Source organism: Allomuricauda sp. R78024 (assembly GCF_044596045.1).
GTDB lineage: Bacteria > Bacteroidota > Bacteroidia > Flavobacteriales > Flavobacteriaceae > Flagellimonas.
The window spans coordinates 2,163,551-2,185,312 of the sequence record NZ_CP138995.1; the positions used below are offsets into that span (position 1 = coordinate 2,163,551).

Annotated in this window: 17 protein-coding genes; 2 read left to right on the forward strand and 15 right to left on the reverse strand. The window is 37.6% G+C overall.

From position 1 onward, the window contains the following. From SJY44_RS09600 to SJY44_RS09655, 12 genes are all read right to left on the reverse strand, one after another. Positions 1 to 1,389 (reverse strand): amidohydrolase family protein, encoded by a 1,389-nt coding sequence (locus tag SJY44_RS09600; RefSeq protein WP_396589543.1) that lies wholly within the window; start codon positions 1,387 to 1,389, stop codon positions 1 to 3. A gap of 11 nt (positions 1,390 to 1,400) precedes the next feature. After that, complete coding sequence (locus tag SJY44_RS09605) at positions 1,401 to 2,828, reverse strand: amidohydrolase family protein (protein ID WP_396589544.1); 1,428 nt, start codon at positions 2,826 to 2,828, stop codon at positions 1,401 to 1,403. Further along, a complete protein-coding gene (locus SJY44_RS09610) occupies positions 2,825 to 3,406 on the reverse strand; it encodes a YdeI family protein (RefSeq protein ID WP_396589545.1) in 582 nt (193 codons plus the stop codon). The genes SJY44_RS09605 and SJY44_RS09610 overlap by 4 nt, the downstream gene beginning before the upstream one ends. Positions 3,407 to 3,409: 3 nt before the next feature. Beyond that, complete coding sequence (locus SJY44_RS09615; protein ID WP_396589546.1) at positions 3,410 to 4,453, reverse strand: zinc-dependent alcohol dehydrogenase family protein; 1,044 nt, start codon at positions 4,451 to 4,453, stop codon at positions 3,410 to 3,412. A gap of 2 nt (positions 4,454 to 4,455) precedes the next feature. After that, the gene (locus tag SJY44_RS09620) at positions 4,456 to 5,382 is read right to left on the reverse strand and encodes a carbon-nitrogen hydrolase family protein (protein ID WP_396589547.1); all 927 of its coding nucleotides are present in this window, start codon (positions 5,380 to 5,382) and stop codon (positions 4,456 to 4,458) included. Positions 5,383 to 5,429: 47 nt separating this feature from the next. Then, a complete protein-coding gene (locus SJY44_RS09625) occupies positions 5,430 to 6,206 on the reverse strand; it encodes a hypothetical protein (RefSeq protein ID WP_396589548.1) in 777 nt (258 codons plus the stop codon). After that, positions 6,203 to 7,009 (reverse strand): arginase family protein, encoded by an 807-nt coding sequence (locus SJY44_RS09630; RefSeq protein WP_396589549.1) that lies wholly within the window; start codon positions 7,007 to 7,009, stop codon positions 6,203 to 6,205. The genes SJY44_RS09625 and SJY44_RS09630 overlap by 4 nt, the downstream gene beginning before the upstream one ends. 13 nt (positions 7,010 to 7,022) lie before the next feature. Continuing rightward, the gene (locus SJY44_RS09635) at positions 7,023 to 8,645 is read right to left on the reverse strand and encodes a M1 family metallopeptidase (RefSeq protein WP_396589550.1); all 1,623 of its coding nucleotides are present in this window, start codon (positions 8,643 to 8,645) and stop codon (positions 7,023 to 7,025) included. 17 nt (positions 8,646 to 8,662) lie between these two features. Continuing rightward, positions 8,663 to 9,997 (reverse strand): M28 family metallopeptidase, encoded by a 1,335-nt coding sequence (locus SJY44_RS09640; RefSeq protein WP_396589551.1) that lies wholly within the window; start codon positions 9,995 to 9,997, stop codon positions 8,663 to 8,665. Between the two features lie 9 nt (positions 9,998 to 10,006). Beyond that, on the reverse strand, positions 10,007 to 10,510 hold the full coding sequence (locus tag SJY44_RS09645; RefSeq protein WP_396589552.1) for a VOC family protein: 504 nt from the start codon (positions 10,508 to 10,510) through the stop codon (positions 10,007 to 10,009). A 110-nt stretch (positions 10,511 to 10,620) separates the two neighbouring features. Further along, a complete protein-coding gene (locus tag SJY44_RS09650) occupies positions 10,621 to 11,805 on the reverse strand; it encodes a nuclear transport factor 2 family protein (RefSeq protein ID WP_396589553.1) in 1,185 nt (394 codons plus the stop codon). A gap of 2 nt (positions 11,806 to 11,807) precedes the next feature. Next, positions 11,808 to 14,015: a bifunctional alpha,alpha-trehalose-phosphate synthase (UDP-forming)/trehalose-phosphatase gene (locus SJY44_RS09655; RefSeq protein ID WP_396589554.1), complete on the reverse strand. Its 2,208-nt coding sequence runs from the start codon at positions 14,013 to 14,015 to the stop codon at positions 11,808 to 11,810. A gap of 99 nt (positions 14,016 to 14,114) precedes the next feature. Between SJY44_RS09655 and SJY44_RS09660 the strand changes: the two genes are divergently transcribed. Then, positions 14,115 to 15,914, forward strand: coding sequence for a glycoside hydrolase family 15 protein (locus tag SJY44_RS09660; RefSeq protein WP_396589555.1), 1,800 nt, complete (start codon positions 14,115 to 14,117; stop codon positions 15,912 to 15,914). On the opposite strand, the gene SJY44_RS09665 is transcribed toward SJY44_RS09660, so the two are convergent. Next, a complete protein-coding gene (locus SJY44_RS09665) occupies positions 15,907 to 17,343 on the reverse strand; it encodes a pyridoxal phosphate-dependent decarboxylase family protein (protein WP_396589556.1) in 1,437 nt (478 codons plus the stop codon). The genes SJY44_RS09660 and SJY44_RS09665 overlap by 8 nt on opposite strands. Before the next feature lie 80 nt (positions 17,344 to 17,423). On the opposite strand from SJY44_RS09665, the gene SJY44_RS09670 reads away from it, so the two are divergent. After that, positions 17,424 to 18,674 carry a hypothetical protein gene (locus SJY44_RS09670; protein WP_396589557.1) on the forward strand — a complete coding sequence of 417 codons (1,251 nt, stop codon included), beginning with the start codon at positions 17,424 to 17,426 and terminating at the stop codon, positions 18,672 to 18,674. Positions 18,675 to 18,738: 64 nt separating this feature from the next. Here the strand turns inward: SJY44_RS09670 and SJY44_RS09675 are convergent, their stop codons facing one another. Beyond that, the gene (locus tag SJY44_RS09675) at positions 18,739 to 20,550 is read right to left on the reverse strand and encodes an acyl-CoA dehydrogenase family protein (protein ID WP_396589558.1); all 1,812 of its coding nucleotides are present in this window, start codon (positions 20,548 to 20,550) and stop codon (positions 18,739 to 18,741) included. 21 nt (positions 20,551 to 20,571) lie between these two features. Continuing rightward, entirely contained in the window at positions 20,572 to 21,762 is a 1,191-nt protein-coding gene (locus tag SJY44_RS09680; protein WP_396589559.1) for an acetyl-CoA C-acyltransferase, read from the reverse strand.

Genomic DNA, 21,762 nt, shown 5'->3' on the forward strand with positions numbered 1-21,762 from the left:
TTAATTTTTAGCTGCATTCTCAGCAATTTCTTTTAATCTTTCTTCAATGTCGATGTTAGATAACCAGGTTCCGCGAACCATGACCCCAGAAACATCTGTGTAGTTTTTAAGATCATCCATTGGGTTTTTGGAGAGTAGTACCAAATCAGCATCAATACCCTCTTTTATTTCTCCAAAAGTGCTTTCCATGTCGAAAAAAGTAGCTGGATTGATGGTCGCTGACTGTAGAATTTCCAAAGGTTTCATTCCTGCGGCTGCCATTCCCTGCATTTCATGTTGTATGGAAAACCCAGGGACATTGAACAATTGTGGGGCATCTGACCCTAAAAGGACTCCATGACCGTTGTCTTGAAGTTTTTTAATAAGATTTTTTCGGATAGCGTCAAATTGCTCCCATTGTGCTGTGTTGAAATCAGAACTTTCCAAAGACTGTATTTTGACCCGTCTCCAATTTTCCAAAGTAGATTTGGGCATATATTTCATTTCTGGTTCTGCCAATAGTGAATCTACGTTTACTGGTGAAAACCATCGTTCAAACAAACTTTGCGTAGGAACTATCCACACCTTATTGTCTTTTGATAGTTGTACCAATTCGTCAATTTTTGAGGTATCTGCCAAGGGAGTAAAGTTGTAGCCAAAAAAGCCATTGGCGGTTGGATCCACATTTTCGGATTCTGGCACAAGCCCTTCCAAAAAACCATCAACATGATCAATAGTTGCATATTTGCTCTTCAACGCATGACGGATACCGACATCCACTGGAACATGCCCTGCAAATGGGATTCCTACTTCATTCGCTGTTTTTACGACTTGATCAAATACATTGCGTTGAATACCGGGATGTATCTTTAGAAAATCATAGCCTTCCTTTTTGTAAGCCGTTACTTTTTCAGTGGCTTCTTCTACCGTTTTTACCGAATTTCCATTGAGGGAAGGGCTCGATGTAAAGATTCGCGGCCCTAAAACCTCTCCACGCTGTACTTGCCCCCTAAGAACCAAATGGTCTGGGTGCCCAAGCATTCCTCGTATTGTAGTGACGCCGTTGGCCAAATACAAGAACAGTACATCTTCCAAGCGTTCTTTTGAAGTAGGCGGTTGGGGAATGTGTGCATGCATTTCCGTCATCCCCGGAATGATATACTTACCTTCTGCATTGATGACCGTTTTGTATTTTGATATGTCTTCTATTGCTGTTGCATTTATTTGCTTTATCCTTCCTGAGTCTATAAAAATATTTTGACCAGTTTTGATTTCTCCTGTTTGTACATCAACAATATTCGCCTTAGAAATAAGAATAAGGGTAGGGCTTATCTCTTCTGTTTTTTGTTTTTCCTGGCATGAACTAACTAGTGTACATACAACTAAGAAAAGAGTGATTTTTTTAAACATAGTTCTGATTTTTAATTGATTTCTGATGTATTCAAAAGTGCTGTAAGCTGATCTTTGGTGAAAAGCATATTTCCTTTAAGTACGGCATGTATTTTTTTTGTGTTTTCAATTGCTTCCAGTGGATTAGCATCTAAAAGAACAAGATCAGCCACTTTGCCTTCGGCGATGCTTCCAGAATTGGCACTCTTTCCTAAGAATTTTGATCCGTTTGGGGCAGATGTTCGCAGGGCTTCCAAGGGAGGAATTCCATTTTCAACCATAACTTTGAGTTCTTCGTGCAAAGAAACCCCAGGATAGGTGTATGAATTGTAGGCTCCACTATCTGACCCAGCCAAAAGGCTTACTCCTGCATCATTTAATGATTTAGACAGTTGCCCAAAAAAGGTGTCCAACTCTTTTCGGTCTGTTCTGGTTTTTTCTGTTGCATTTAATGCCCGGTCTATCCGTCCTTTATAGGTTTTGATGATTCCTTCCCCCATATATTTTAGGTAGACATCATTGCTATGATCAACTTCATCCAAATAGCTTAAAGTCTTGCCAATGTGCAGTGTAGGTACCACAAAGACATTTTGTTCTTTAAGTTTTTGAAACGTGTTTTGAGCTGTACTATCGGCATAATTGTCCATAAGAGCAGGCATTGCTTGCCAAAATCCAATTTCTTTATTTTTTAGTTTCTGGGTAATTTTTACTTCATTACTAGCACATCCTTTCATGATATAATATAGATGTTCTATGGCATCTATTCCTGCATCTACAGTTTCATCGAGTGTCACGGTAAAGGGCATATGTCCAGATGTAATCAATTTTCTAGCTTCAGCTTCTTTTATGGTTTGTAGATAGTCTTCTCCCGAAATTCTACTATCATACAACTTCACAAAATCCACATTTAGTTTTTCTAAGGAATCTAAAGCTGCAGTAATATCATGTTCATTTTCTACTTCTAAAGAGCCCGCCCATGTAGCACCAGGGCCATCTATTTTTGGTCCTGAAGTGAATATTGTAGGACCAACTAGGTTTCCATCAGCAATTTCTTGCTTCCACTCCATGACAGAAGAGGTAAGGTCGCCGCCAGCATCCCTAATGGTAGTAATGCCATTGGCAATAAAAAGGTTTAAAAAGTTCTTGTTATTTGCAATAAGAGAATCCCCGCCACGTAAATGGGTGTGATTGTCCCAAAAACCAGGCAACACATACTTTCCAGAGGCATCCACAGTGGTTTCTGCATTATAATTTGTTTCAGAACCAGCGGTTGCAAGTGCGCTTATTCGTCCGCCGTTAATGTAAATATCTTGAATTTCTATTTTGCCTGTTTCCAGATGTATTACACTTGCGTTTGCGATAACCATATCCACTAGCTGCTTTGCTTTTTTGTTTTGACATCCTGTCAATAACAGCAGAGCGAGTAGGGTGTAGGTGCTTATTTTTATACTATTTCTCATCTGCTTCCGGGGTTTCTGGTTTTAATGTTATTGTTACAAAGCGTTACAATTTCCGTTATTCTTTTTTGTCTCGTTTCTTCTCTTTTTGCTTGATTCAACCAGTATAGATAGCTTTTTCGCTGTCCACGCGTAAAGTTTTGGAAGTTTTCTAAAGCCCTAGGGTTTTTGTTAAATGAAGCCTTTAAATCCTCAGGAATTATTTCGTTTTCCACGTCATCCAAAGCGGTCCATGAACCATTTTTTTTAGCGATTTCAATAACTTTAAATCCACTTTCATGCATTAAATCAGAAGCTATTAATTCTTCTAAATGATTCTTATTTACCCTACTCCAGACACTTTTGGGTTTTCTTGGACAGAAATACTGTCTGCGCTTACCATCGCCTAAACTTTTCACCGTGCTGTCTATCCAGCCGTAACAGAGAGCAACTCTTACCGCTTCTTCCCAACGCATACTTGGCATTTCATGTTCAATCTTGTACATGATTACATGTACACCGTTTGATGCTTGATGGTTTTCATGTAACCAAACACGCCATTCTTTATCGTTTTTAAAGTATATCTCTATGGCTTCCTTCATGCTCTAGTTAAAGGAATTGATAATAGTCATTCCTTTGTTTGTAAACTGATTCATCTCGGTTAAAACCTTAGCTGCTTGTGCTAAAGGGATTGTTTGCTCTACTAATTTTTGAGGTTTTAATTTCCCTTCTTTGATCAGTGCCATCATTTCGGGGTATTTGTGTGCTTGCATCCCGTGGCTTCCAATAATTTCAAGTTCATTGGCAAGTACTTTGTCCATAGGTATTTTTGGATGTTGATGGTCACCGGTCATTAACCCCACCTGAATGTGTTTTCCTCGTTTTCTAAGACTACCTATTGAATTTTGACAAGTGATTCTGCTACCTAAGGCATCTAAAGATACGTTAACCCCACCATTTGTTAGTGAAAGTACTTCTTCAATAACGTCAGATGATATAGAAGCATTTATGGTTTTTGAAGCACCTAATTTTCTAGCTAGTTTTAAGGTGTCTTCATTGATATCTATAGCAATGATCTTTGCACCAAAGGCATTGGCTATCATAATGGCAGAAAGTCCTACACCACCACAGCCATGAATTGCGATGGATTGTCCTTCAAGTATTTTTCCTTGGGCCACTACAGCCCTAAATGCCGTAATAAAACGACATCCCAGTGAGGCAGCAGTTATGTCATCTATTTCTTCAGGAAGCCTAACTAAATTGGTGTTCGCTTGATCTATACGAACATACTCTGCAAAAGAACCCCAATGTGTAAAACCTGGTTGTGATTGGCGGTCACAGACTTGATGGTTACCTGAATTGCACTGTTCACATGAACCACAACCACAAACAAAGGGAACTGTTACTCTATCCCCAATGTTGAAGTTTTTTACATCTCTACCAAGAGCGGCAATGGTACCTGAAAGTTCATGGCCAGGAACATGCGGCAAAATAATATCAGGGTCGTGTCCCATCCAACCATGCCAATCGCTACGGCAAATACCCGTTGCGGCTGTTTTTAGTACAACACTATGGTCTAAAGGAGTAGGGTCTTCAACATTTTTAAGTTCCAAATTCCCTTGAAAAATTTCATAAACCAATGCTTTCATGACTATTCCTTTTCTGTTATCATGTCTGGTTGTCCAGTTACGTTTAGATTAAAAATGTCATTTCTTGCATAGTGCCCAATAACATCAAAATCTAATTTACTCACAGTTACATCTTTAAGATCTAACTCTGCCACCAGTGCACCTGCTTCACCAAAGAGAGGTCCAGCAATAATTTTTCCTAAGGGGGACACGATAATGCTTCCTCCAGGGCATATATCCTCTTTTTCGTTTTCTACTAAATGTTGGTATTCAGTAGGATACATAGATTTCGTGTAGAATTGATTACAGCCTAAAACAAAACACCTACCTTCTAAAGCAATGTGTTGCATGGTTGATATCCATTCCTCTCTTGAGTCAGCTGTCGGGGCAATATAGATTTCCACTCCTTTTTGGTACATGGCCATTCTTGCCATAGGCATATAGTTTTCCCAACAGATAAGGCCTCCCATTTTTCCAATCTTAGTATCAAAACTCACTAAAGATTCTCCTGAAGCTTCTGCCCAAACAATTCGTTCGGTGCCAGTGGGTTTAATTTTTCGATGTACACCCAATAATCCGGTAGAAGGTGAAATGTATGCCATGGAACAATATAGACTTCCGTTGACTTTTAGTCTTTCGGTTATTCCAACTACTAGATATACATTTTGTGACTTAGAAAGTTCTTCTAAAAATTCAAGATCATCCCCATCCAAACAAACACTGTTTTCATAATACTTGGCGTACAATTGTTTTCCCTCCATAGAACGACTTCCTACGGTTGCTCCAAAAGTGAAGCCTCTTGGATACCCTGGGACAAAAGATTCTGGAAAGACAATTAAATTACAGCCCTGCGCCGCATGTTTTTTAGTTAAATCAGCTAGTTTTTCAAAGGTTTTCTGTTTATCAAAGAAAACAGGACTTTCCTGTATGAGCGCTACTTTTACCTTCATAAGTATTTGTATTAAGGTATTAAAAGTTCTATTATCTTAATTTTTGATTATTCTTTTTCAATGGCCTTTAGAAAAGGTTCCATTTTAATAAGGTCGATATCATCTCTTTTTCTCAACTCCCGTATAAACCAACTTTTGTGTCCGGCACCATAGGTGATTAAAAAGCGTTTACCAGAATAGCGGTGTTTTTCCAATGCTTTTTCAATATTCCAGTAATGCGCAATATTGATGTTGTCCCAGCCGCCAAGACCCAATTCTATATTAAAAAGCTTATTGTAGACCTGCAGCGAAATATCTTGAATACTATCATAAGTATCCGTATGTATGAAATGGGGGTCGTTTACTTTTCCAGTCGCTTTGTAGACAGAATCTGAACGGTTATTGGCTTCAATATAGGCAGTCCAATCTGATTTTCTTGTGGAATCTTGACTAATGGCGCGCAGTTTTGCACTTCTTTCATCAGCCATGGGCTTTGTCCAACCAGCAGTTGGGATAATCTCAAAATCCATTTCCTTTGTCAATGGAAAAATGACATCCACATATTCTGGAAAACGCATTACTCTTGGTTCTGAAATACTATCATCCCTTTTAAAGCCTTCAACAGCAGCTTGAAACCTATCTGGCGGAATTTCTGCCAAGATAAAATCGGGATTAATTTCTTTAATTAACTTCCTTAAGTACGGAAGGTTATAAACACTATCAGTTAAATGTCCACTGTGAATGGTACCAAGTATTAATACCTCATTTTTTAACGGTTTCTGGGCTTGCTCTTCACAACTTAGCAAAAGAAGCAATGCGATGCTGAAAGTTATAAATGTCTTCATTTCATCAATACGTTTATGATTTTTTCAATGGGGCGTAATTCTTCAAGGTTTGCAGTGATAGATTCCAAAACACTTGTTCCAACCACATTAAAATTTCTTTTTAATTCTGAAATGCATTCTTCTGCATCTTTTATCATTAGACCATTAGGAACTTGATAATAGGTCTTGTCATAATCTGCGGGTTCCAAGCAATCAAAATCAAAATGTAAATAGAGATTCTCAATGCTTTTGGATTGCAATGTTGAAATTAGCTCTGGAATATTCAGCTTTTTTGGGTTATAGATACTTCCACTATCCAATCTTATTTTTTCCGCCTCATCAATGTCACGTAACCCCACATAATGAATTTGAGAGCTATTTATGGTACTAAACATTAAATTGTCCATGTTGGATTCTCCTTCTCCCAAAAGTGTTCTCAATGGCATGCCATGAAAATTGCAACTTGCCGAATCACATGGTTTATTGATATCTGCATGGGCATCAAACCATATAACACCCAGATCGGGATATTTAGCGTTAAGGTAGGATACGGGCACAATTTCAAGGCCACAATCTCCACCAATAGTAGCAGTGGTGTTGGGTTTTTCTGTCTCTAGAAACTGTTTGAATCGCTGCAACTGTTCATAGATGGCATCGTAATTATTTATTTGGAATTTTTGTACTCCATTTTCTCCTGCCGAAATGTGGGATAGGGGTATTTGAACAAAATCTAGATCTTTCAAATATTCCAACACAGCGAAAGCACCTGATTCTATGTTCTTACCTAATCCAGCGCCTTGCCATTGTGGAAAGTAGATTTTCATACTAGCATTGAAATTAAATTTTCTGATGCAGGATGTAAAAATTATTGTCAAAAACCAGTTCACTGCTTTGCAATGTCTCAGTTTTCCATTCTTTACTGGGAAACAGCCACTGTTCCTTACCATCCGTAAAAACCCTGATGGGCATGTCAAAATCTTCTACGGTGTCCACATAGCGGTGTGTAATGGACTTTTCTTCCAGTTTGTATTCCAATTTTGGAATCATGGTTGTTCTCAAATACTGATTGAAGAAGGCGGACAAGTCTTTTTTTGTTTTTTCGCTGATATAGTTTTCAATCTGCTCGGTGGTTACTGTTTGGTGATAGAATTCAGCATTTAACCCCCTTAGAATTTCCCTCCACAATGTATCGTCTTCAATGAGTTGCCGTAAAGTGTGCAACATATTAGCTCCTTTGTAATACATATCGCCAGAGCCTTTTTTGTTGACATTGTAAGTGCCTATGATAGGGATGTCATTTTGAATGTTGGCTCTTGTTCCTATAACGTATTCGGATGCCGCTTTGGTCCCGTAATGATAATCTAAATACAGATTTTCAGAATAGGCAGTAAACCCTTCATGAATCCACATATCCGCAACATCTTTGTATGTTATATTGTTGGCAAACCACTCATGACCTCCTTCATGGATAATGATAAAATCAAACTTTAACCCCCAACCGGTACTGGACAAATCCCTACCTAAATATCCATTTTGATATTGATTTCCATAGGTAACTGAACTTTGGTGTTCCATTCCTAAATATGGGACTTCTACCAATTTAAAACTGTCTTCATAAAAAGGGTAGGGGCCAAACCAATGCTCAAAAGCTTCCAACATCATGGGAGCTTGTTTAAACTGCTCTTTGGCCTTATCCAAATTATCACGTAAAACATAATAATCTACATCCAATGTGCCTTTTTCCCCTTCATACTTCTCACCAAAGTGAACGTAGTCCCCAATGTTCACATTTACGCCGTAATTATTTATTGGATTGGATACAAACCAATCGTACAGCTTGTACCCACCAAAGTCATAAAGGTATTCTTCCCTTAACCTTCCGTTTGCCACTGCTACTAAATCCTTCGGAACATCAATAGCAATACGCATGCTATCCACCTCATCATACATATGGTCTTTGTTGGGCCACCATGCACTTGCTCCCAGACCTTGACAAGATGTAGCCACAAAAGGATTTCCATTGTTGTCCTTTTTCCAAGAGAAGCCCCCGTCCCATGGTGCTCTTTTTGCCTTTCTTGGTTTTCCGGAATATTGCACATATAATTCGTTGAACTCTCCCGGGACTTGTTTTTTCTTTAAATGGATAAAATGTGCCGGACCATAAGAAGTATAATTTAGGTCTTCATTGTCTTGAGACACGGCTATTATTTTCAGGGGTTTTTGTAAATCGATTTGAATGACATCTGACTCTTCCAAAACTTTATACCTAATGATGTTGTAACCCGAGATGGATTCATTTTCTGGTTGAACTTTGATGTTCAGGTTGTAATAATTTAAGTCCCACCAAGCGCGTTCTGGGGTAATGCTACCCCTTAATGTATCTTGTTTAGTAAAGTTTTGGCCATTTATGCTGAAAGACATACCTAAAACAAGCAGAATAAGCAGAGTGTTTTGTTTCATGAATATAGAGATATGATTTATCTAAAAATCTTATTAGGAAATACTACCAAACTTTCATGATCATCTTTTCCAACAGCTGCAACACCAAAAAAGAAATTGTCAATAACAATACCTTCCAGGGTGTGTTCGGTAACATCACCAACATATTTATAACTATCCCAAGTGGGTGAGGTGGTATCTCTCCAATAAATTTTATACCCTACAGCTCCATCAACCTTATTCCATTTTAGTTTGGCTGAGGGTTCTACAATGCCACCAATTTCAACTGTAGTTGGAGCAGGGGGAGCCCAAGCAATTGAAGCTAAGTTAATGGCATTAACAGCAGTCAATTTTTTAGCATATCCAAAATTTACGTGCTCCAACACATCGCCATAAGCAATTCCATTTTCCACCCTAATATCTTGATGCTGCTGAGTATAGTTTTCATGGGCTTCCATAATTCTAACACCTGCAAAACCAGCATCGTTAAAAGGTCTATGATGACCTCCTCTTCCAAAGCGATCTAGACGGTAGATCATCATCGGATTCATTTCTGGCATATAGGTCTTGGTGGTTTTATGGATATACCTAGCCAATTGACGAGAGATTCCATCCACTTCTCCGCCGTAAAATCGGCGTGCCCTTCTTTGATCTTCAGTTTCTGTTGGTGGCACGGGTTCCGAAAAAATTCTAAAATCCCTATTGCTGACAACACCGTCAACTCCGCTTATGTTACCAATCATATCATTATTGATGATTCCAACAATATCCCAACCTTGTTCTTTGGCATAGGCGGCCAATCCTTTTCCTCCAAATAGGCCTTGTTCTTCTCCAGATAGCCCTACATAAATGATACTACTTTCAAATTGATATTTGGATAACACCCTGGCAGCTTCAATGGTTCCAGCCATGCCGCTGGCATTATCATTGGCCCCAGGAGATTTTGAAGTAAAATTATTTGGATCACTCACCCTAGAATCAATATCTCCGCTCATAATAATAAAGCGGTTTGGGTATTTTGTTCCCTTTTGAACGGCAACTACATTTACTACCCAGACATCTTTTACAATGCGCTGGCCGTCTCCTTTTTTTACCAAATCTTTTTGATAAAAAACATTCAAACAATTATTACAATCCGCAGAAGTCTTCTCAAATTCGGATTTTATCCAACGTCTGGCCGCTCCAATACCTGTTGTTTGGGAAATGGTATCGCTCAGGGTATGTCTAGTACCAAAATTAACCAATGTGGTTACATCTTTTTCAATGCGCTCAGCTGAAACGGCATTGACAATATCATACAAGCGAGTATCAGTTTGGGCAAGAAGAGCTGAAATGCTAAATAATGCTACTAGAAATGTGTAAAGTTTCCTCATTTTTAAAATTTAATTACCAATAAGTTCAATAAAAGTACCGTCGGGATCCTGCACTAAGATAAAGCTTCTGCCATCCGCAAGTATGATCGGTGTTTCTCCAAGCAACTTTATATTATTTGCTTTTAAGCGGTTAAGGACGTCATCCGTGGATTTGTAAAATAGCGTAATGTATCTCATTCCATTTCGCTCTTGGATATGTGTTTCAGATGCATTCTTTTCATTTCCAAAAGACATTAGCTTATATTCTGTAGCATTTGGATCGTCTTGAAGCTTTAGGATTTTTACATCAAAAGGAGTACCTCCGGTAAGGCCTGTCTTTCTTGCAAACTCTTCATTTACATTAAAACCGCCCGTCTCTTTCATACCAATGACATTAGTATAAAAATCCATGGACGCATCTAAATCCGAAACGATGACGCCTATGGAGACAAAGGATTTATCAAATTCGGTTTGGTTTTGACTTTGGCCAACCACCATCACTAAGAGCAAACTGATAAAGAGTATGTTTTTCATTTTTTTATGATTTGTACCTGTTTAAAATTCATCCTATGAAAGTAACAAAAACAACTTATAGGAATCTTGAAAAACTAAAAAAGAAATGATCGAAAAATTCACATGAAGAATTATTGTAAAAAGGTAGCTTTGATAATCCTGCCATTTTGTACTTCATATATGGCTACTGCTTTAAAATTTATACCGTTTGCAGTGATATATTCCTCATCAATAACTCGGTTTCCTATTATTATCCGTTTTTTTAATTCGCAATGAAGATCTGGAGTATTTTCAAAATAGGAATTATAACTTTCCTTCATCTTGTCCTGTCCTTCTAGGAATAGATTGTCAGGATAGTTGAAAAGCTTTATGTTTTTTGAGTACGTATCCATAAAGGCCTCAATGTCCCTTGCATTATAAGCGTCAAGTTGTTTTTGAACAATATTAGCTGGCGATTCCTCGGCCACAAAAGCCAAACGATTTCCTGACTTGTTTATGGCAATACGCGAAATATTATTTATTTCTTCTTGTTCAAAATACATAACCGGTTCCCATCCAACGCCTGATTTGGAATCAAATTTTATAATCGACTTTCCAGTCCCGGCAATAATTGTACTATCATTTAACCAACAGATGTCTTCAGATTTTTTAAAGGTATTGGTGATTTTTTTGGTTGCTCTAGAAATTGGATTTAGAGATTTTATTTCCCAAACCTTATTCTCTTTGCTGATATAACTTATTAAATCGGAGTTCGGAATTTTCCATAAACTACGTCCCACGTTTTTTTGAAAAGTTTGATTCGTATTATCCTTTAGATTAGCCACAACCAGATCCATACGGTTTTCCACTAATACAGTAGTAACCAGGATATGATCATTATACCAGATGTGGTAGCCAACTTTTAAATCCTTAAGAATAAGTTTTGATTTTCCTGTATTGATATCATATTCATATAGCCTTTGTAATCCATCTAAGTCTAAGCGAATGGCAGAAACAGCTTTTTTGCCAGGAATTTTTAATGGGGAATATTCACTTCCAGTAGGAGTATTGGATATCCAAGACGTGGTACTTCCCTCTAATATATTAAACCTTAAAATATCTGTTTGGTCTTCACGGTTTGCTGAAAACAAAACAGTATTATCATTTAAAAATGAAGGTTGATTGTCATACCCTTCATTGTTCGATATATTCTTTGGATTTGATAATACTGGATCTCCATTGGTAATTTTTAAATCGAAAAGATAAACATCTGTGTTTACTTGACCATTTATGGATCCACAAATTAGACCTAGGCATATTAGTAGTAACCTGTTCATCATTATTCTATAAATCTTTTTAGTAATTCCCTTACCCGTTTGGTATTTTCAACGTGATATTTGGCTTGAGTTTTCTTAAGCCCAACTTTAACGGTAACGGCTGTATCTGGAAGCTCTTGGAACATAAACTCGTCCGTCCAGTCATCACCAATGGCGAATACGAAATCATAATCATCCTCTCCTAAAATACGAACTGAAGCTCGACCTTTATTGACATTGCTGCTTTTTACTTCCATTACCTTGTTTCCATTAAGCACACTAATGTCATCATTGCCAATTAGACTTGTTAAAACCGTATTTAGCTCAGTTGCTCTTTTAGCGCCAAAATCTGGATCTGTATTTCGATAATGCCAAGCCATGGAATAATTCTTTTCTTCAATAAAAGAACCGGGCGTCCTGTCAACGAAGGATTCTAAGACAGGTTTTATTTTTTCCATCCAATCACCCTTAACTTTTTCCAGAAGTTTGAACTCTTCACTGTTTCTTGAAATCCAAACCCCGTGTTCCACAATCATGTTGTAGCCTTTGGGCAGAAACCATTGGGTGAAGGTTTGCTTGTCTCTTCCACTGATAAGGAATAGTGTTGTATTTTCTTGTTGGTGCAGTTTATCCAAAAGAGCGTATAGTTCTTCATCTGGTGAAGCTTTTTGGGGATCTTTGTGAAACCCTACCAATGTTCCATCATAATCTAAGAATAAGAGTCTTTTTTTCGCTTTTGAATATTTATCACCAATCTCTCCAAGAATATTTTCCGACATTTTTTCAGAGATAAATGTATCAATCACATCTCTTTTCTGGTTAAGGGAATTCATAAATTCATTTGCCCATACTTCAACGTTGTAGCGTTCTAATCTATTTTGAAGAAACATATTACGCGCTATTTGTTCTTCTTTCGGCATATTTATAGCACTCTTCAAAGTATCGGCCTGTTGCTCAAAATTGTTAGGGTTAATCAAAAGTGCTTCGTTCATTTCATAAGCAGAACCGGCCATCTCACTTAAAATTAACACACCCGTTTTATCTATGCGGGTAGCAACATATTCCTTGGCAACCAGATTCATGCCATCACGTAAAGGGGTCAGCCATGCAATATCACTAGAAGTGTAAAGGTCGATGAGGTTTTCAAAAGGTAAGGAACGATAGAAATACCAGATAGGAGTCCAGTTAACAGTGGAGAGTTCCCCATTTATTCTACCTACTAATTCATCAATCTCCTTTTTAAGTAATTTATATTGAGGAACGTTGGAACGTGAAGGAACCGCCAAGATGATCAATCTCACTTTTTCTTTATACTCCGGGTACTTGTTTAAAAAGTACTCAAAGGCATTAATTCTTTTAGCAATTCCCTTACTATAATCCAATCGATCAATGGACAGAATTAGTTTGGTATCTGGAGCTGAAGCCTTATGGCTATCAAGTTTTTGTTGAAAATCAGTACGCTTTTCCTTCGTATTTTTTCCATGGGAAATGGCAGCGTCCCTAAACTTTTTATAATCAATTCCCATAGGAAAAGAATCAACTTTTATAACGCGGTTGTCCAAATAGATATCATTGAAGCTAACTTCCAGTCCCAATAATCTTCTTACTGAGCTCAAAAAATGGCGCTCATAGTCATAAGTGTGAAAACCGATGAGGTCAGAACCTAGCAATCCTTCCAAAATTTCCTCTCGCCAAGGGAGTGTTCTAAAAATCTCATATGACGGAAATGGGATATGCAAAAAGAAACCTATAGAGGTATTGGGTCGCTTTTCTTTGACCATTTGTGGTACTAACATCAATTGGTAGTCATGAACCCAAATCGTATCTTCTTCACTAGATTTTTCTATGATAGCGTCCGCAAATTTTTGGTTAACCGCCTTATAAGAATCCCAAAACTCAAGTTCAAATTCAGAATATTCCAAAAAATAATGGAATAGTGGCCAGACGGTTCTGTTGCTAAACCCAAAATAAAACCCTTCAATATCTTTTTCAGTAAGATTTACTTTGGCACACCCGTGTTTTTTTAAAGCCTTGTCTATCTCATCTTCAAGAGCTGCCGGTGTTTCTTCATCTGTAAGTCCGGACCAGCCAACCCATAGGCTTTCACCTCCACTATGCACAGATTTCATTCCCGTTGCCAAGCCACCAACACTAGGTATGGCTGTTAGGCCGCCGTCACTTATTTGTAATTGTACTGGCAGCCTATTGGAAATAATTATAGTTTTACTCATGAAAGATGATTTTAGGACAAAAATGTAATAAAATTCCTATTTTTTCGATTTATTATAAGTAAAAACCTACAATAACCAACAGAAACACAAATCCTTACTATGGATAACCTAAATTACGGAATAATTGGAAACTGTAGAAGCGCTGCTCTAATTTCCAATACAGGTTCTTTGGACTGGTGCTGTTTGCCTCAGTTTGACTCTACCTCAGTCTTTGCAAAACTACTTGATGACAAGAATGGAGGAAGTTTTGAGATCAATGCAAAATATAACTACGAAATACATCAAGAGTACCATAGAAACACTGCAATACTGGTTACCAGATATTCTGATGGGGAAAATACCTTTGAGGTGCATGATTTTATGCCGAGGTATTATAAACTCACAGGAAAGTATAATGCTCCCCCAGAGATTGTACGCTATATAAAGCATATTTCTGGAGCCCCAAAATTTAATATACACTATGACCCTAAATTGGAGTATGCTCAGGGACAGACTACGAACCATGCAAAGACAAATTTCATAGTAAGTCTTACCAGTAAGAAAAAATTCGACACACTTTTTCTGTACACATCCTTTGATAAGAATAAAGTCTTGAGTGGTGAAGAAATAACCCTAAAAGAAGATGGGTATTTTTTGATTTGTTACAATGAAAAGATTTTAAAGCCAACAACGGAGAAAATGTCTTTAGAGCTGGAGCGTACCAAAATATACTGGCTTGACTGGGCAGATAGGACCCCTAATTATAAGCAGTTCAACAAAGAAATTATTAGGAGTGCCATTACGCTGAAGATGCTTACATATGATAAAACGGGAGCGGTACTGGCTGCAGCTACCACATCTTTACCAGAAACCATTGGCGAAGTACGCAATTGGGATTACAGATTCTGTTGGATCAGGGATGCTTCCATGGTAATCAAAGTAGTTTCTGAGCTTGGTCACAAAAATTCTGCTAGAAGGTATCTACAATTCATTATTGATTTAATGCCAGACAAGGATGAAAAACTCCAAATCATGTATGGCATTAATAAAGAAAAGAACCTAACTGAAAATACCTTGGATCACCTAGATGGATATAAAGGTTCCAAACCGGTTCGTATCGGAAACGCTGCTTATAAACAAAAACAAAATGATATCTATGGTATTTTAATGGATGTTATTTATGAACAGTTGGCGAAGTTTAGTAATGATATTGAAAACGGGGAAGAACTTTGGAGTATTACCAAAGGTATTGTTTGGATAGTTAGCAAACACTGGAGAGAACCGGATAAGGGAATCTGGGAATTTAGAGGGGAAGACAGACATTTTACTTTTTCAAAAGTATTATGTTGGGTAGCTATGGATAGGGCCATTAAGGTGGCAAAGATTTTTGGGAAAGACAGAAAAATTGAGAAATGGACCGCCTTAGAACAAGAAATGAAAGAAGATATCCATGAAAATGCATGGAACAGTGATGTAAATGCTTTTGTTCAGTCTTATGGCTCCAGTCATTTGGATGCTTCTGTTTTGTTGATGGAATCCTATGGTTTTATTCATGCGAAAGATCCAAAATTTGTAAGTACTGTAAAGGCAATTGAAGAAGATTTGAGTAATGATGGATTGCTCTATCGTTACAAAAATGAAGATGATTTTGGATTGCCATCATCGTCTTTTACTATCTGTACATTCTGGTTCATCAACAGTCTATTCAAAATAGGCGAAGAGGAAAAAGCACTGGCACATTTTGAACGCCTGCTCAGTTACAGTAACCATTTAGGACTCTTTAGCGAGGACATTGATTTTAAAACAAAACGATTGCTTGGTAATTTCCCGCAGGCATACTCACATTTAGCACTAATTGAGTGCGCTATCAATTTTTCTAGAAAGAAAAGTGAGGAAAAGATTTTAGAATCTATCAGCTAATATGTTGGGTCAATAACTTTTGCGCGCTGTTTTTGATTTTTTCTAAAAGCAGTTGCAAATGTTCTATTGAAGTAAAAGGGTTCATCAAAGTGGTACGCAAATAATGCTTTCCATTTAATTTGGTTTGTACTAGATAAAACTCACCATCTTCCAATAGTTCTCGTCTAATAGATTGATTGAGGGTATTCATTTCATTTAGGGATAGCTTGTCGTCAACATATCTAAAACAGAGGATATTGGACATAGGTGAGGTTGCTAGTTCAAAATATGGTTTGTCAGAAATCATTTTTGCAAAATCCTTTGCCAAATCGTACTGACGGGTTATAAAATCATCAAATACTTTTTCTCCATATACCTTTAATATGATGTACCAATGCATGGCCATCATGTTTTTAGTGCATTCAAAGGTTCTTTTACCACTGTTGAACCACTCATCCTCCTCTGGCGCATCCATAAGATAATCCGCTTTAAGACTAAAAGTATGTCTGGAATGATTCTTTTCTTTAAATAATAGGGCAGTGGTGATGGCAGGCATTAATAACATTTTGTGACCATCTATGACAACAGAGTCTGCTTCTTCAATACCCTTTAATAATCCTTTGTATTTTTCGGAAAATATCGCAGCGCCTCCATGAGCACCATCAACATGAAACCAAAGATTGTTTTTCTGTGCAAATTCTTGAATGTTTTCCAAATTATCATGAGCTCCAGTAGCTGTGGAAGGAGCGCTACCAACTATGGCAAAAACGTTGATTCCCTCTGACTGGGCTTTTTGGTAACACACTTCCATTTTGTCAGTATCCATTGCGAAATTTTCACCAGCGGGCACTTTTATGATTCCTTTTTCTCCCAATCCCATAATCTTAGCGGCTCTATCGATACAATAATGTGCTTCCTCACAAACCATTACGCCCAAAGGTTCAGTAGACCCATCTTGCCATACATCATGTGCGATTTTTGCTTTTCTGGCCGAAAGCAAAGCAGTAAGATTAGCCAAGGTGCCACCAGAAGTTAAAAAACCACCTGAATCTTGGTCATAGCCAATTTTCTCACAAAGTTTTTCGGTAACAATACGCTCAATTGCATTGGAGGACATGCCCATTTCATATACTGCCATGCCATTGTTTAGCAATGAACTTATCATTCCGGTCAAAGCAGTAATCGGAACTGTAGGAGCCACCTGGTGCCCTATGTATTTTGGATGATGAATGTGAGTGGTTCTATTCAGAATTTCTTCAAAAAAGTCTTGTTCTTTTCCATTTTCAAGAAAGTCTTCCCAAAAACTAAGTTCTTTATCAGGCTCGTTCCAACTGATGGTTTTTGGATTAGTTCCTGATGTAGTGTCTTGAATATGATTTGCCAATAAATCGATAAGCTCGTGACCTCTTTTCTTGAAATCATTTGATGAATAAAGCTGTTTCAATATCATATTATTGATTCTTTTTACTACAAAAATTGTTGAAATTAATTATAAAGCTTGATTTTTATACAAACTTTTAAAACCTAACAATGAAAAACCTATTTACACTATTATTTTCTCTGGTCATATCCATATCCGCATCTTCACAAGGAGATTTTGAGCCTGGCTATTTTATAGATGATAATGATAACAAATTGGAGTGTCTTATTCAAAATGAGAAGTGGTTTTTTTCACCAGAAGAGGTTTTTTATAAATTAAATGAAAACTCTGAAGTTAAATCATTTACAATTGAACAATGTACAGCGTTTGGAATTGGAAAAGAAATAAGCTTTAGGGCAATAAATACTGAAATTCCCATTACCCAATCCAAAATTAATAATAAGGATGATGTTCCGGAACCTAGACTTGTAAAGAAAAGACAATTTGCTCGGGTACTATTGCAAGGGAAGGTTCCTTTGTATCAGATTGTAAATGGTGAAGAAACGGTTTTTTTAACTAAAAATAGTGATGGACAAATAGAATCGCTGTTATACAAGGAATACTTGGATAACAGTTTAATTAAGAAAAATAACCTGTTTAAAAGACAATTACTTAAGAATTATAACTGTGAAAAGCCACTCGATATCCAAAGCTTAAAATATGAAAGGAAATCAGTATTGTCATATTTTGTAAAATTAAATGAATGTTTGGGCGATTTTGACTATAAAATTTACGATGCAGAACCTCGTCAAAAGTTTTTTTCACTTGTTAGGTTTAAAATCTTGGCAGGCTTACAACATACAGATTACGAGGCAAAAAGTTTTACTCAAACATTTGATTTTGATAATGAGATTTCTGTAAAAGTAGGAATTGAAGTTGAAGCTTTTATTGGAGATTTAAAAAAACAGAAGACGTCTATTTTTTTAAATCTCCAATATTCAAATATTCAAAATATGTTGAACCTTCCTCCAACAGAATTTAATGAAACTACCCTCAAACTTTCTTTGAATGCGTTGGAAACATCAGTTGGTCTAAGACACTATTTCAACATCACCGATAAGAATAGTATTTTTTTGGACGCTGGTTTTTTAGTAAACTTTTACTTAGATGCTACTTTGGATCAAGAGTCTATCTTTAATGGGATTATTGCCAGACCACCGGAAACAAATAAATTTGCTCCAATTTCTAGGAGCAATGATGTCGTTCCATCTCTTGGAATAGGATACTCATATAATAAAAGAGCTTATTTACGATTCAATTATTTAATCGGGCAAAATCTAGTTGACGGTGATGTTCAAGGAGCATCGGTTCAAAGAGATAATCTTTCTCAAATTTCACTTTCGTTAGGTTACACTCTTTGATAAATAAAAAAACCGCTCCAAGCGGAGCGGTTTCCAAATCAGCTTTGTTTCAGCATCATTTGAATTAGTCAAAGGTATACCCATTATCCGCAGCTACTTTGTCCGCTATTTGCGTGCGTAGTGCTACGACATTGGGTTGATTTGTATATTTCGTAAAACGTTTTAATCCCATAAGCATCATACGTTGTTCATCTCCCTCGGTAAAAGAAACAATAGCTTCTTTGCCTTTTTGGTTAATGATGTCCACAGCCTTGTATAAATTTAATTTGGACATTGCAATTTGAGTAGATTGAGACTCTTCTCCAAATCTTTTCGCATTTTTCTCCGTCCGTAAGATAGTGGATTCTGACAAATAAACTTGAATCAAAATGTCAGAAGCAGATAATAATACCATTTGGTGTTCTTCCAAGCTGGGACCAAATTTCTGCACGGCACTTCCAGCAATCATCAAGAAAACCTTTTTCAATCTAGTTATTAAATCCTTTTCTTCAGCAAACAGTTCAGAGAAATCCGGTGTGTCAAAGGATGGAATGCCCATTAACTCTTCACCAACAGCCGTTGCAGGTCCTAATAAATCAACATGGCCTTTCATTGCTTTCTTTACCAACATGCCCACTGCCAACATTCTGTTGATTTCGTTGGTTCCTTCATAGATTCTTGATATACGGGCATCTCTCCAAGCAGATTCCATTGGAGTATCTGCGCTAAAGCCCATTCCCCCAAAAATTTGAATCCCTTCGTCTGTAGTTTGCTGTACATGTTCTGAAACTGCCACTTTAAGAATGGAACATTCAATGGCGTATTCCTCAACTCCTTTAAGTTCTGCCTCTTGATGTGTATTCCCTTCGACTTCCCTTATTGAAATTCTATCCTCAATATTTTTAGCGGCACGGTAACAAGCTGATTCATCCGCATAGGCGTTGGTTGCCATATCTGCAATTTTGGCCTTAATCGCACCAAAATTTATTATAGGTGTTTTAAACTGAACACGCTCATTTGCATATTTGGTTGCTTCATTGATAACGCGTCTTTGTGCTTCTAAACAGGCAGCTGCTAATTTGATTCTACCTACATTAAGAGCATTCATGGCTATTTTGAAACCATTTCCTCTTTCAGACAGCATATTTTCAACAGGCACCTTTGTCTCGCTAAAAAACACTTGACGGGTAGAGGAGGAGTGAATTCCTAATTTCTTTTCCTCATCTCCAAGGGTTATCCCATTACTGGGGTCATTTTCAATTATGAAACCAGTAATATTTTTATCATCTTCTATTCTAGCAAAAACTATAAAAACATTACAAAACCCAGCATTGGAAATCCACATTTTTTGTCCTGAAATAGAATAATGCTTGCCATCTTCTGAAAGTACTGCTTTGGTTTTACCAGAATTTGCATCAGAACCTGCTCCAGGTTCTGTTAGGCAATAAGCCCCAAACCATTCACCTGATGCTAATTTTGGAACATATTTTTGTTTTTGTTCTTCAGTACCGTACAGGATTATTGGCATAGTTCCAATACCTGTATGAGCCCCAAATGCAGTACTGAAAGAACCTGTAGCGCCAGAAATGTAATCGCATACCAACATGGTAGACACGAAGCCCATTCCCATACCGCCATAAGATTCTGGTACAGCTACACTAAGTAAGCCCAATTCTCCTGCTTTACGCATGGTTTCTTCTGTATAGGCATAGTCCTTTTTCTCAAAACGCTCCCAGTGTGCCCAAAGTTCTCTATCCACAAACTCTTTGGTGCTATCACGCATCATTTTCTGTTCTTCGGTCAAGTCTTCAAGGGTGAAAACATCTTCACAATTGGTTTCTTTTACCAAAAATTGACCGCCTCTTAGAATATCTTTATTTAGGGTTTCAGTACTCATAGCATTACTATTTAATTCATTCTAATTCAAAAATTCATAAATACCCGCTGCGCCTTGTCCGGTACCAACGCACATGGTTACCATTCCATATTTTCCTTGCATATCTCGTTTCCGCATTTCATCAAACAGTTGAACAGAAAGCTTTGCCCCTGTACAACCAAGTGGATGTCCTAATGCAATAGCTCCGCCGTTCACGTTTACAATCTCTTGGTTTAAATCCAATTCGCGTATAACCGCTAAAGACTGAGATGCAAATGCTTCATTCAGTTCTATTAGCTCAATGTCATTTTGTTTCATTCCTGCTTGTTTCAAAGCTTTTGGAATAGCTTTTACTGGACCTATCCCCATAATTCTGGGTTCTACTCCTGCCGCAGCGTAGTTTACCAAGCGCGCAATGGGCTCAAGGTTCAATTCCTTAACCATTTCCTCACTCATCACCATGACAAAGGCTGCACCATCACTCATTTGAGAGGAATTCCCTGCGGTTACGCTTCCGCCTGCAGCAAAAACAGGTCTAAGTTTATTAAGGGTAGGGATGTTAGTACCTTTTCTTGGTCCTTCATCCTTTTTTACTGTATATGTTTTGGTTTCCTTTTTACCTGCTTCGCTCACAAAAGTGTGTTCTACCTCTATAGGAACAATTTGGTCTTGGAACCGATTTTCCTCCTGTGCTTTTAAGGCTTTCATATGAGAACTATAGGCGAATACATCTTGGTCCTCACGGGAAACCTTGAATTGTTGTGCTACTGCTTCCGCAGTTAAACCCATTCCCCAATAATAGTCTTCATGGCCTTCTTTGGCGGTGGCATAGTCCGGAGTTGGTTTATATCCCCCCATTGGAATATAGCTCATGCTTTCCGCTCCGCCTGCTATAATACAGTCTGCCATACCTGATTGAATCTTAGCTGTGGCAATACCAATAGTTTCTAGCCCCGATGCACAGTACCTGTTGACAGTAACTCCTGGAACATCGTCAATATTAAGACCCATCAAGGAAATTAAACGTGCCATATTCAACCCTTGTTCAGCTTCTGGCATTGCATTTCCTACAATGACGTCGTCAATTCTTCTTTTATCGAGTTGAGGTAGCTCCTTCATCATGTGCTCAATAGTCTCAGCTGCCAACTCATCTGGTCTTTTGAATCTGAACAATCCTTTAGGCGCTTTGCCCACTGCTGTTCTATATGCTTTTACGATATATGCTGTTTTCAT